Genomic DNA, 11437 nt, shown 5'->3' with positions numbered 1-11437 from the left:
GCTACCTCTTCGGAAGGGCGATGGAGGCAATCTTCCACGTCTCGGCGCTTTAGAGGTAAACCACCTCAACGCCGAGCTTTTCCGCTATTTTTCCCTGTTTCTCATCGGCCGTCGCGAGCTTTCCGTGCTTGAGGGCCTGGGCGATGTAGAGGGCGTCGTAGATTGGTATGCGGTGCTCGACCGCTATTTTCCTTGCCTCCGTTAGGTAGTTGGTTCCATCTTCGAGGATAAGGACGTTCGGGAGGAAGTCAATTACCTTTGACCGCCTCTCAAATTCCTCTCGCGATATCTCCCCGTAAAGGATGTGGTGCTTCCAGAGGGCGTTGGAGACCTCCGCGAGGGCGTAGTCCAGCGAAACGGCGTCGCCCATCAGGAGTTTCTCCACTTCCTCCCAGCCCGGCTCGAGGAGGACGTACTTCGCCAGAACGGAGGCGTCAATTACTATCACGGTCCTCCCTCACGTATCTTTTTGCGGTTCCTGTCTTGGCTGGCGTTCCATCCGCGAGCAACTCGTGCATCATCTCGAGTGTCCGCTTTTTTTCCTCCTCGCTTATCCTCGTCGCTATGAACCGCCGTATCTCCTCGCTCCAGTTGATGTCGTACTTCTTCATCTTCTTCTTAAGCTCGTCGGGAACGCGGACGCTTATGACCGCCATACAACCACCGTTTACAGAAACGCATTACAGAGATATAAACGTTCCCGTCACACCTTCACGTGCTTCCACTTTCCTTTCTTGAAAATCCACCAGTACATTCCTGCGCTCGTGAAGGTCTCGAGGCTCATCGCAATCCACGCGGCTATAACGCCGAGACCCTCGAAGGTAAAGCCCGGGAACGCGAATCCGAGCAGGTGAAAGCTCGGAATCGAGAATCCGAAGCCGAGAAGGTAGGCCGGGATAATTCTGAAGAGGAGCTTGCTTATCGCGGTTACGTACATCGGACTCTTCGTATCTCCAGCTCCCCTTAAAGCCCCGCTGAGAACGAAGACCCATCCAAGGGGAACCTCGCTCACGCCAACGATTATGAGGTAGATGCTCGCGAGGTGGAGAACCTCCCCGTAGTTCGGGTCGTTCGGGTTGAGGAAGGGCATGACGAGGTAGCGCGGGAAGAGGATTAGCACCGCACCCATGACGCCCATGAAAAGACCGGCCATCTTCATAGCTTCATAAACTGTCCGCTCAGCCTCCTCCGGCTTTCCGGCGCCGAGGTTCTGACCGACCAAAGCCGATGTTGCGACGTTGAAGCCGAACGCCGGCATATAGGCGATGCTCTCAATCCTGAGTCCTATCTGGTGCGCCGCCAGAGCCACGTCGCCGAAGCGTGTGACTATGCTCATGTAAAGGAAGTTGTAGAAGCTGAAGAGGCTCCTCTCAACGAGCGTCGGTGTGCCTATGCGGACGATTCTCTCCACGATGTCCCATTTGAAGCGCCAGCTCGGCTCAAACTTAAGGATGAGCCTGTTCGAGAACAGAAGAACAAGGAGAACAACGAGTGCCGAGCTTATACCGATTCCAGAGGCCCAGGCCGCCCCAACGGCTCCGAGCCTCGGAAAGCCGAGCTTTCCGTAGATTAGAAGGTAGTCGAAGAGCGCGTTGAGGACGTTCATCAGGATTCCTACCTTCATCGGGGTCTTTGTATCGCCGGCTCCCCTGAGGGCGGAGTTTATCGTAAAGACCACGAAGCGGACGGGATAGAACAGGAAAACGACCTTGAGGTAGGCGTAGGCGAGGCTCAAGAGCTCTCCCTTCGCGCCCATGATTCTCAGCACGTCGTCGCCGAAGAACCAGCCGAAAAGCAGGACGGGGATTCCGAGGAGAAAGGCAATATAGAGACTTTGTTCGAGAACGAGCTCAGCCCTTTTGAACTCCTTTGCACCTACCGCGCGTGCGACGAGGGCGAGGGTTCCAACGGAAACCGACATCATAATCGGGAACATAAACCAGCTGACCTGCCCGCCGAGGCCCACTGCGGCTATAGCTAAGGCACTCACGTGGCCGACCATGAGAGTGTCAACTAAGTTGAGCATCGTCTGGGATATGTTCGCTATTATCGCCGGCCATGCAAGCCGCCATATCCTCCGCTGGGTCTCGTTGCGGAGAATCATTAAGATGCCCCTCTAAACGAGCAAAAGAGCATTTTAGTTAATAAGGGTTACGGTTCCGTGAAGGGGTGCACAGAAGAGGACATGATGAAACAAAAGAAAAAGGGTTCAGAGGAGGTTCCTCTTCTTCTTCCACTTGTGGCTCCAGCGGTATTTTCTCATTCTCCTGCTCCTGCCGAAGCCACATGCGGCGCAGTAGCCCTTCTTGACGTTGAAGGCCCTCCTACCACAGCGCCTGCACCTGATGTGGGTAGGGGTACTGTTGCGCTTGCCCTTCGGCGCGGTTCCGGCTCCCATTGTATCACCCCGCCAATCACTCTATCTCAACCGGGGAGATTGCCAGAACGTTGTCTCCCCTGATGACGATTTTACCGTACTTTTTAACCTCCTCGCCGTCCTGCATGAGCGAGGCGTCCGCCAGAACCACGTTCAGGTGGATATCATAACCGATAAGCCTGCCCCTAAACTCGCCACCCCTCTTGAGGAGCACGAGGACGTCCTTGTCAAGAGACTTGTGAATAACATCGAGTGGTCTTTCCGCCATTTTCACGCACCTCCAAACAATCAAAGCTCATAGCCTAAACGACGAGAACGGTTTATAACTCTTTCCGTTTTTCAACATTGCGGAGCTTCGTTAAATCCCAAAACCTTTTTATGAAATTATCCCGCTCAACTCTCAGGTGATAGAGCATGGGAGAGCCTGATAAATACGAGATTCTCCAGGACCTCATGAGGAGGCGGGGCTTCGCGTGGGGTAGCTTTGAAATCTACGGCGGTTCACGCGGATTCTACGACTACGGTCCTCTCGGCGCGACGATAAAGAGGAAGATAGAGCGGAAGATAAGAGAGGCCTTCCAGAGGGAGGGCTTCTTCGAGCTCGAAACGCCGGACATAACGCCGGAGAAGGTCTTCATAGCTAGCGGACACGTGGAGAAGTTCGTTGACCCGCTCGTTGAATGTAAGAAGTGCGGCGCCAGATTTAGAGCCGACCACCTCATCGAGGAAGCCCTGGGAAAGGATGTGGAGGGATTATCTGCTGAGGAACTCACAAAGCTCATCAGGGAGCACGATATTCGCTGTCCGGAGTGCGGCGGCGAGCTGTCCGATGTGTGGTACTTCAACCTCATGTTCGAGACGAAAATCGGCCCCTACGGCGACCAGAAGGGCTACCTGAGGCCAGAAACTGCCCAGGGTATATTCGTGAACTTCAAAAGACTGAACGCCTTCGCGAGGAACAGGCTCCCCTTCGGCGTCTTCCAGATTGGAAAGGCTTACAGAAACGAGATTTCACCGAGACAGGGAATGTTGAGGCTCAGGGAGTTCACGCAGGCGGAAGCCGAGATATTCTTCAACCCGAAGGAAACCGAACACCCCCACTTCGACGAGGTCAAGGACGAGGTCTTGAGACTCTACCCGATAGAGCACCAGCTCAAAGGCCTTGGCGAGATTGAAATGACGGCCGAGGAGGCGGTAAAGAAAGGCTACATCATGAACACATTCTTCGCCTACTACATGGTCATGGTCAAGAGGACCCTCCTCGACATCGGCATTCCCGAGGACAGGATACGCTTCCGCCAGCAACTGCCGGAGGAGCGCGCCCACTACTCGCGCGATACGTGGGATGCCGAGGTTCACAGCGAACGCTTCGGCTGGGTGGAGTGCGTCGGTATAGCCAACCGCGGCGACTACGACTTAAGCAGGCACATGCGCGAGAGCGGGGCGGATTTGACTGTGCTAATCCACTACGACGAGCCGAAAATCGTGAGGAAGCTTGAGGTTTCCCTCAACCTCAAGCGTGTTGGCCCGAAGCTGAGGAAAGACGCCAAGAGGATAAACGAACTCATTAAGAGCTGGAATGAAGAAAAAAAGCGTGAGCTGGTCGAAATACTCGAGAAGGAGGGCAAAATCACGATAGAGGGCTACGAGCTTGAGAGGGACGACTTCATAATTAATGAAGTTGAAGAGAAGATTACCGGCGAGAAGATAGTCCCGCACGTCCTCGAGCCGAGTTTCGGAATAGACAGACCCTTCTACCTGCTCCTCGAGAACAGCCTCGTCATCGAGGAGGACAGGACGTACCTCAGGCTGAAGAAGGACATGGCGCCGATTGAAGTCGCAGTCCTCCCGCTCGTCGCCAAGGAGCCGCTGAAGAGCATAGCCTACGACGTCTTCAGGAAGCTCCAGAAGGCGGGCTTCATAGTAGTCTATGACGAGAAGGACACAATCGGAAGGCGTTATATGAGATACGACGAGATTGGCACGCCCTACTGCGTGACCATCGACAACCAGACGCCCGAGGACAACACGGTGACGATTCGCGACCGCGACACGAGGGAGCAGGTAAGGGTGAGCATCGAGGAGCTACCTTCAAAGCTCAGGGAGCTGATTTTCGGAGGAGGGTGAAATGCCCTTCTTCAGCTCTTTTGACGGCGTGAAAATACACTACGAGATACGGGGAAGAGGACGCCCCTTAATTTTTCTCCACGGCATTCCCGGGAGGGCTTTGAACTGGGCTCGAGTAATTGAGATGCTGAAGGGAAACTTCCTTGCAGTAGCGCTCGACTTCCGCGGCTACGGCTCCTCGGAGAAGCCCGAGAGGTTCACGATGCTCGACCACGTAAGGGATGTTGAGCTTCTCATCAGAGAGCTTGGAATTGAGCCGAACAAAGCCGTTCTCGTTGGCCACAGCTACGGGACAATGATAGCGCTGATGCTCTGCTCGAGGTCTCCGGTTTGGGGAACTCTTCTGATAAGCCCCCCGCTGGAGCTTAGGAAGGATTTCACGGACTTCATGATACTTCACCTCCCGAGCTGGATATGGAAGCCCCTCCTGTTTTCCAACAACTTCCTCACAAGAAGGCTCTACAGAAAGCTATTTTTCAGCCCTTCAACTCCAGAAGAGGTTTATGAGGAGTTCGTGGAGGAGAACGCCGGATACATTGAATCCCTCCCACCTCAAAGCTTCAAGAACCCGTCCACGTTCGAGTACAGGGCTTATGACTACGCTCCGAAGGTTAAGACCGTAGCAACAGTTGTCGTTGGCGAAGACGACAGTGTTACTCCCCCGGCAGAAGCCGAGAGGGTTGCCGAGCTTTTGAACGCCCGTCTCATCAAACTGCCGAACGCCGGTCACATGCTCCCCTACGAAAAGCCGGAGGCCCTCGCCAGGATTATCCGTGACTTCTGCGGAAGGCTCCCGGGTGTTGGGGAATGAAAATCCACCTAATCTACCGGCGGATTCCGAACCGGGTTCTGGAGCGGTACGACGAAGTTGTGGCAGATTTGGGAGACGTAATCGTCGCCAAAGCTAAGTTCGAGGGGATGCTCGCCCCGCTGAGGGTGAACGGCGTCGAGGTCATCAGAAACGGCTACACCATGCTCTACTTCGCCTTCGTTGGAAAGAACTACGACATCTTAAAGGTCTACGATGAGCGGGGCAACTTCAAGGGGCTCTACGTTGATGTTCTCGCCTACACAAAGCGCGATGGGAACACCTTGGAGATGCTCGACCTCCTCCTCGACATATTTATCTTCCCGGACGGGGAAGCTTTCCTCCTCGACGAGGACGAGCTTGAGATGGCCCTCAACTATGGTTTGATTGATAGGGAAACCTTCGATTTTGCCTACTCCGTCGTGAGGGAGATACTTGAAAAGGTCGAGCACGGTGAGTTCCCACCCGAAATCGTGTGGAAGTACGGGGAGGGTTCGAGATGAGCGCGGAGTTCTTGAAGGAGACTAAAGACGGGACGCTCCTTCTCGTTTACGTCCAGCCGAAGGCTAAACAAAACGAGATTGAGGGAATCGACGAGTGGCGCGGAAGATTGAAGGTCAGGGTGAAGGCGCCGCCCGTTGGAGGAAAGGCGAACAGGGAACTCGTCAAGTTCCTCTCGAAAGTTTTAGGAGCCGAAGTCGAGCTGATTCGCGGGGAGACAAGCAGGGAGAAGGATTTGCTGGTCAGGTTGAGTGCGGAGGAGGTAAAGAAAAGGTTGAACTCAACCGGAAGTCTTAAATACTAATCACGATTAGTACTAATCATGATTGGTAAATTCATTGACAGAAAAGACGAATTGGACCTGCTGGAGAGGGAATGGGAGAACACACCGTCCTTTATCGTGGTGTACGGCAGAAGGAGAGTTGGAAAAACAAGGCTTCTGAGTGAGTTTGCAAAGGGGAAGAGGGTATTCTTCCATACGTTTACTGAGGGCACTAAAGAGGGACAGATAGAAGCCCTCAGAAAGGAACTCGCAGAATTTTTCGGGGACGAGCTGTTTCTAAGTTTCTTGGATTGGTTTCCACTCTTCAAGTATCTAGCCTCCAAGATAAGCGGGCGAACGGCGGTAATCCTTGATGAATTTACGTACGCCGTTAAATCTGACAGAGAAATCCTGAGCGCCCTCCAGAGGGCGTGGGACCACGAGCTCTCGCGGAAACCAGTAATGCTTGTTCTCTCCGGCTCGCTCCTTGGAATGATGCGAGATGAGGTTTTAAGCTATTCTTCCCCCCTCTACGGCAGAAGAACCGCCGGTTTCATGCTGAAACCGTTGAATTTCAGGCACTCCGTTGAGTTCTTTGGTGACTGGGATTACGGACTCAGGGCCTACCTCCTTCTTGGGGGCGTTCCGGCTTACCTTGCCATAGCATCGAGGAAACGGAGCATTGAGGAGCTTGTGGAAGAGGAGTTTCTCTCCCCCCTCGGCTATTTCTATGACGAGCCTTACATAGTCCTTGCAGGAGAGTTGAGGGAGTTAAAGGTTTACTTTTCGATTCTCGCGACAATAGCGGCTGGAAAACACAGACCGACGGAGATAGCAAACAGCCTCGGCATCGAAGGGAGGAGGATATACCCCTATCTCGAAACCCTGATTCGGCTGGGCTTTGTGAGGAGAGAAGTTCCAGTGGTAGGAAAGGAAAAGAGGGGCATTTACCGGATAAACGACCCGTTTCTGCTTACATGGTTCTCGCTGGTTTACCCGAACAGAACCGCCATAGAGCTCGGTCTGGCCGATTTCGAAAGCGTTTTCGAGAACCTCCAGAGGGCCTACTCCATACGGTTTGAGGAACTCGCCAAAGAGTTTCTCGTCGAGCTGAACAAAGCCGGGAAGCTACCTTTCAGGTTTACAAGAATCGGCAGATGGTGGCGGAAGGGGGAGGAGATTGACCTCGTTGCCTTGAACGAGCGGGAGAAGAAGGCGCTCTTCGTCGAGGTGAAGTGGAAGGAGCTGAGTGAGCGGGAAACGAGAGGAATTTTGAGAGATTTGAAAAGAAAGGCAGAGCTTGTAGGACTTGATGACTGGGAATCGTTTTATGGCCTCGTGGCAAAGCGGGCTGAAGGAAAAGAAGGAATGAGAGAAGGAGGCTGGCTCGTCTGGGACTTGGAGGACTTTGAAAATACCATCCGCTGAGAATCACAGAAAAAAGAGAAAAAGCCCCTTCGATAAGCTCTAATCACTTCAAAATCCCCAAACTTCTGTTCGTCTTTCTTATGCTCTCCCACTTGTCTGCGAGCTCGAACATGGCCCTTATCGCATCTATGTTTTCAGGCACTACGTCGCTCTCCTGGTGAACCGCCTGGATGTAGAACAGCCTGTTCCCGCGGACGCTGATGCTCTCCTTCCAGACGGCTATCTCGTAGAGGTTGTTCCACTCGCGGTGCAGGTCGCGGGCAAACTCTATGAGCTGGGCGGTGCTGTCGAAGCCCTTCTCCTTCTCGAAGAGCAGAACGCGCGTGGTGTTCTCGAAGATATCAACTATGTCCTTCGCCTCGACCGGCTTCTTCAGCTCGACCATTACGCTGTGGACGTGCATAAGAGTAGTCGGGACGACGAAGGCGCTCGTCTCAATGTTAATCGATATAACAGTCTGGACGTCCGGCCCGTGGTGGGAAGGAACGGTAACGCTTGGTGTTATGGCGTTTATGGGACCGCGCTTCGTGTCGTTGGGGTCGGCCGCCCTTCTAATCATAACCGCGTAAACGTAGTCTATGTACTCCTGAATCGCGCTCAGCGTTCTGGTTAAGCCAGTGGTGTTGCAGGAGACGACGCGGACGTAGTCCTTTCCCAAGGCCTTCTCGTAGTTGGCCTGGGCCACGAAGGAAACCTCGGCAACGTCCGCCTTCTCACCGCCCTGGAAGACTGCTTTAACTCCTGCCCTCTCGTAGAGGGCCTTGTTCTTCGCCCCCATTCCCCCGGGAGTTGCGTCAACGATTACCTCAACCTCGCTGAGGAGGTCGCTCAGCGTTCCGGCAACCTCGAAGCCGGCCTTCTCAAACCTCGGCAGGAACTCCTCGCTTGCCGCATAAACCGGGATGCCCCTCTCCCTGGCGAGATAGGCCTCGAAGTCGGGCTTGGTCTTGGTTACGCCGATGAGCTTCATATCGTCCTGTTTGGTTACGGCGTAGGCGACGCGCTTTCCTATCGTGCCGTAGCCGTTGATTCCGACCTTAACCCTGGCCATGGCAACCACCGGGAGTTTTACAGCGATAAAATACTTAAGCGTTGCTTTCACTCATGGTGAAAAGCACTTCGAGGAGTGGCCGTTTTGACATTCTCCTGCAAAATCCCTCCGCTGGCGTTATAAGCCCTTGAGTTGAAAATTCTCCGGTGGTGGGAATGTTCGCGGAGATACTAACGGTAGGCGACGAGCTCCTCACCGGGAACACCGTTGACAGCAACGCGGCATTCATCGCGAAGAAGCTCACCGAGAGGGGCTACTGGGTGCGGAGGAAGACGACCGTAGGAGACGACGTGGAGGAGATAAAGACCGTCCTCAGAGAAATCCTCGATAGAAAACCCGAGGTTCTCGTTATCTCCGGCGGTCTCGGACCGACCCACGACGACGTTACTATGCTAGCGGTTGCGGAGGCCCTCAACAGGAAGCTCGTCCTCTGCGAGGAGTGCCTTGAGAGGATTAGAGCGTTTTACCGCGAGCTTTACGAGAAGGGCCTCATAGACGACCCCGAGTTAAACGAGGCGAGAAAAAAGATGGCCTACCTGCCGGAGGGAGCGGAACCGCTGGAGAACACGGAGGGTGCCGCGCCGGGGGCTTACATCGAGCACGAGGGAGTTAAGATATTCGTCCTCCCCGGAATGCCGCGCGAGATGAAGGCGATGCTCGAGAAGGAAGTCCTCCCGAGGCTCGGAAAGAAGAAGTTCGTTCAGAGAAAGCTACTGGCGGAGATAACGGACGAGAGCAAGCTCGCGCCGATACTCAACGAGACGCTGGAGCGCTTCAAGGTTAGAATTCACTCCTCGCCGAAGGGCTTCGGGAAGTACATCGGAATAATCCTCTTCGGTGAAAGCGAGGAGGAGATAGAGCGCGCGAAGGCCTTCATGGAGTCGAAGGGAATCCGCTTTGCTGAGGGCTGGTAACCTTTAAATCCTTCCCTCCAAGTTCGTTAGGGGTGAGAGGGTGCAGATACTCGAAGAGAAGCCCAAGGAGGGCATAGTGAAGGTAAAGGCCGAAACGCTGGACGACCTTTGGCACCTCTACCACGTCATAGACCCCGGGGATATAGTTTACGCGAAGACCCTTAGAAAGCAGGCCCAGAGAACGGACTCGCTGAGGGCCGAGAAGGTCGAGGTCATTCCGGTCTACCTCGGGGTTAAAGCCGAGAAGATAAACTTTCACAAGTTCGCGAACCAGGTCCGCGTTACCGGGCCGATAGTCTACGCGAGCAGAGAAGATGTCCCCCTCGGCAAGTACCACACGATAACGATTGAGGAAGGAACGGTCGTAACAATCCAGAAGCCCCGCTGGAAGGAGCACCACATAGAGCGCCTTAAGGAGGCGATTGAGGCCTCGAAGAGGGCCAAGGTCATGATTGTGGTGATAGACGAGGGAGAAGCCGATATAGCGCTCGTCCGCGAGTACGGCGTCGAGATGGTGGCGAGCATAAGGCGGAACCTCGGCGGGAAGCGCTACAACACCGACCGCGAAAGCGAGGAGAAGCGCTTTTTCCACGACTTGGCTAAGACTATGGCCGAGCTCATGGAGAGGGAGAAGATTGAGAAGGCGATTGTAGCGGGTCCGGGCTTCGTCAAGGAGGACTTCCACAAGTTCCTGCGTGAAAACTACCCCGAGCTGGCGAAGAAGGTCGTCATCGAAGACACCAGCGTAACCGGAAGGACGGGCATCTACGAGGTCATCAAGCGCGGAACCGTTGACAGGGTCTACCATGAGAACAGGGTTGCCAAGGAAGTCCAGCTCGTTGAGAAGGTCCTTGAGAACATCGCGAGGAACACTGGGTTAGCCACCTACGGCCTCAGGGAGGTGGAGGAAGCTGTGAACTACGGGGCCGTTGAGACGCTTTTGGTTCTCGACGAGCTTTTGAAGAGCGGACACAGGGAGAAGGTCGAGGAGCTCATGGACGCCGTAAGGTATTCACGGGGCGAAGTGGTCATCGTCAGCTCTGAGCACGAAGGGGGAGAAAAGCTGAAGGCCCTTGGCGGCCTCGCGGCGTTGCTGAGGTTCAGGGTGAAGTGATTGTTTGCATTTTAACCTTTTGTGTTCTTGCTCCCCCTACTTCTGGGGTTAATGTTATAAATCGTTAGAGTAAATACTCCAGTTAGGTGGTATGATGTGAGAAAAGGCAGACTCCTTGCGCTCCTCGGACTCGTGTTTATCCTTCTCGTACTGTCCTACTTTACATCAACGCCCACCATAATCCTTCACACAGTCAGCAATAAGACTCAGTCCAGCCACACAGCTCAGACAATTCTGACCGGTGTCTACCAGTACGGGCCCGAAAATGGCACTCTCGGGGCAATAACTTTTGACGGGGTGAGGCAACTGGTCAAGAGCGGTTACGGGGCCGTTGAGGTTTCAATACTCAAGCCCTCAGAGAAAAAGTTGGCCCTAAGACCAGGACAAGAGGTGCCCGTGGAGGTTAAGATAACTTACCTTGGAGGCTCAAAGACGCCGGAGAGAATTGTACTTGTCCTCGGCAAGTTTCAAGGGATTGGAGACTTCACGTTTGCCCCTGCTGGCTACGTAAATGAAAAGGAGGTTCCGCCGGAGATTAAGGAGTTTAAGCGTCCCCTTGGATACAACCTTCCGATGTGGGTTTTCTTCAGGTTCGACCGAGACACCATAACCATAGAGAAGAACTCCAGCGTGATTGTTACCGGCTACCTGAGGGTTCCCAAGTTTATTGTCGGCGGAAGCTACCTCCTGTCTCCCCCGGTCTACGTGCCCGTAAGGTGCTGGACGGAGGGAGTCGTGGGAACTTCTGAAGACAGCGTGTGGGTTACTGTTGGATGATTCAGTTTACTCAAAGAAAGCTGGGAGATAGAGCCCTTGTTTCAGTTCATTCACCCTGAAGGAGGAGCGCTCTCAGCC

At 54.1% G+C, this 11437-nt stretch carries 14 protein-coding genes; 8 read left to right on the top strand and 6 right to left on the bottom strand.

Annotation, left to right across the window (positions count from 1 at the left end; all coding sequences use genetic code 11):
• Positions 1 to 49 precede the first annotated feature (49 nt).
• The 5 genes from MVK46_RS04495 to MVK46_RS04475 form a co-directional block, all read right to left on the bottom strand.
• The gene (locus tag MVK46_RS04495) at positions 50 to 448 is read right to left on the bottom strand and encodes a type II toxin-antitoxin system VapC family toxin (RefSeq protein WP_297535451.1); all 399 of its coding nucleotides are present in this window, start codon (positions 446 to 448) and stop codon (positions 50 to 52) included.
• Complete coding sequence (locus MVK46_RS04490) at positions 435 to 656, bottom strand: hypothetical protein (RefSeq protein WP_297535450.1); 222 nt, start codon at positions 654 to 656, stop codon at positions 435 to 437. The genes MVK46_RS04495 and MVK46_RS04490 overlap by 14 nt, the downstream gene beginning before the upstream one ends.
• 47 nt (positions 657 to 703) lie before the next feature.
• Positions 704 to 2104 (bottom strand): MATE family efflux transporter, encoded by a 1401-nt coding sequence (locus tag MVK46_RS04485; protein ID WP_297535449.1) that lies wholly within the window; start codon positions 2102 to 2104, stop codon positions 704 to 706.
• Positions 2105 to 2209: 105 nt separating this feature from the next.
• The gene (locus tag MVK46_RS04480) at positions 2210 to 2398 is read right to left on the bottom strand and encodes a 50S ribosomal protein L37e (protein ID WP_297535448.1); all 189 of its coding nucleotides are present in this window, start codon (positions 2396 to 2398) and stop codon (positions 2210 to 2212) included.
• Between the two features lie 16 nt (positions 2399 to 2414).
• Positions 2415 to 2645: an LSm family protein gene (locus tag MVK46_RS04475; protein WP_297470938.1), complete on the bottom strand. Its 231-nt coding sequence runs from the start codon at positions 2643 to 2645 to the stop codon at positions 2415 to 2417.
• Between the two features lie 146 nt (positions 2646 to 2791).
• Between MVK46_RS04475 and glyS the strand changes: the two genes are divergently transcribed.
• Genes glyS through MVK46_RS04450 form a run of 5 tightly spaced genes read left to right on the top strand, consistent with a single transcriptional unit; the run spans position 2792 to position 7503 of the window.
• Positions 2792 to 4504 (top strand): glycine--tRNA ligase, encoded by a 1713-nt coding sequence (glyS, locus tag MVK46_RS04470; protein WP_297535447.1) that lies wholly within the window; start codon positions 2792 to 2794, stop codon positions 4502 to 4504.
• 1 nt (position 4505) lies between these two features.
• Complete coding sequence (locus MVK46_RS04465) at positions 4506 to 5315, top strand: alpha/beta hydrolase (RefSeq protein ID WP_297535446.1); 810 nt, start codon at positions 4506 to 4508, stop codon at positions 5313 to 5315.
• On the top strand, positions 5312 to 5815 hold the full coding sequence (locus MVK46_RS04460; protein WP_297535445.1) for a DUF402 domain-containing protein: 504 nt from the start codon (positions 5312 to 5314) through the stop codon (positions 5813 to 5815). Before MVK46_RS04465 ends, MVK46_RS04460 begins: the two co-directional genes overlap by 4 nt.
• On the top strand, positions 5812 to 6117 hold the full coding sequence (locus tag MVK46_RS04455; protein WP_297535444.1) for a DUF167 domain-containing protein: 306 nt from the start codon (positions 5812 to 5814) through the stop codon (positions 6115 to 6117). The genes MVK46_RS04460 and MVK46_RS04455 overlap by 4 nt, the downstream gene beginning before the upstream one ends.
• 18 nt (positions 6118 to 6135) lie before the next feature.
• On the top strand, positions 6136 to 7503 hold the full coding sequence (locus MVK46_RS04450; RefSeq protein ID WP_297535443.1) for an ATP-binding protein: 1368 nt from the start codon (positions 6136 to 6138) through the stop codon (positions 7501 to 7503).
• Positions 7504 to 7546: 43 nt separating this feature from the next.
• Here MVK46_RS04450 and MVK46_RS04445 read toward each other — a convergent pair whose 3' ends face one another.
• Complete coding sequence (locus MVK46_RS04445; protein WP_297535442.1) at positions 7547 to 8554, bottom strand: phosphorylating glyceraldehyde-3-phosphate dehydrogenase; 1008 nt, start codon at positions 8552 to 8554, stop codon at positions 7547 to 7549.
• Positions 8555 to 8709: 155 nt separating this feature from the next.
• On the opposite strand from MVK46_RS04445, the gene MVK46_RS04440 reads away from it, so the two are divergent.
• From MVK46_RS04440 to MVK46_RS04430, 3 genes are all read left to right on the top strand, one after another.
• Entirely contained in the window at positions 8710 to 9468 is a 759-nt protein-coding gene (locus MVK46_RS04440) for a molybdopterin-binding protein (RefSeq protein WP_297535452.1), read from the top strand.
• A gap of 40 nt (positions 9469 to 9508) precedes the next feature.
• Positions 9509 to 10582 (top strand): mRNA surveillance protein pelota, encoded by a 1074-nt coding sequence (locus MVK46_RS04435; RefSeq protein WP_297535441.1) that lies wholly within the window; start codon positions 9509 to 9511, stop codon positions 10580 to 10582.
• Positions 10583 to 10678: 96 nt separating this feature from the next.
• Positions 10679 to 11359: a hypothetical protein gene (locus MVK46_RS04430; protein ID WP_297535440.1), complete on the top strand. Its 681-nt coding sequence runs from the start codon at positions 10679 to 10681 to the stop codon at positions 11357 to 11359.
• Positions 11360 to 11437: the final 78 nt, after the last annotated feature.

This window comes from Thermococcus sp. (genome assembly GCF_027066465.1).
GTDB lineage: Archaea > Methanobacteriota_B > Thermococci > Thermococcales > Thermococcaceae > Thermococcus.
This window is presented reverse-complemented; position numbering and strand designations above follow the sequence as displayed.

Excerpts from the sequence above, each read along its gene's own strand:
- MVK46_RS04485 (WP_297535449.1), bottom strand. The coding sequence starts at position 2,104 with ATGATTCTCCGCAACGAGACCCAGCGGAGGATATGGCGGCTTGCATGG.
- MVK46_RS04455 (WP_297535444.1), top strand. The coding sequence starts at position 5,812 with ATGAGCGCGGAGTTCTTGAAGGAGACTAAAGACGGGACGCTCCTTCTC.
- MVK46_RS04475 (WP_297470938.1), bottom strand. The coding sequence starts at position 2,645 with ATGGCGGAAAGACCACTCGATGTTATTCACAAGTCTCTTGACAAGGAC.
- glyS (WP_297535447.1), top strand. The coding sequence starts at position 2,792 with ATGGGAGAGCCTGATAAATACGAGATTCTCCAGGACCTCATGAGGAGG.
- MVK46_RS04440 (WP_297535452.1), top strand. The coding sequence starts at position 8,710 with ATGTTCGCGGAGATACTAACGGTAGGCGACGAGCTCCTCACCGGGAAC.
- MVK46_RS04490 (WP_297535450.1), bottom strand. The coding sequence starts at position 656 with ATGGCGGTCATAAGCGTCCGCGTTCCCGACGAGCTTAAGAAGAAGATG.
- MVK46_RS04445 (WP_297535442.1), bottom strand. The coding sequence starts at position 8,554 with ATGGCCAGGGTTAAGGTCGGAATCAACGGCTACGGCACGATAGGAAAG.
- MVK46_RS04450 (WP_297535443.1), top strand. The coding sequence starts at position 6,136 with ATGATTGGTAAATTCATTGACAGAAAAGACGAATTGGACCTGCTGGAG.
- MVK46_RS04480 (WP_297535448.1), bottom strand. The coding sequence starts at position 2,398 with ATGGGAGCCGGAACCGCGCCGAAGGGCAAGCGCAACAGTACCCCTACC.
- MVK46_RS04465 (WP_297535446.1), top strand. The coding sequence starts at position 4,506 with ATGCCCTTCTTCAGCTCTTTTGACGGCGTGAAAATACACTACGAGATA.
- MVK46_RS04460 (WP_297535445.1), top strand. The coding sequence starts at position 5,312 with ATGAAAATCCACCTAATCTACCGGCGGATTCCGAACCGGGTTCTGGAG.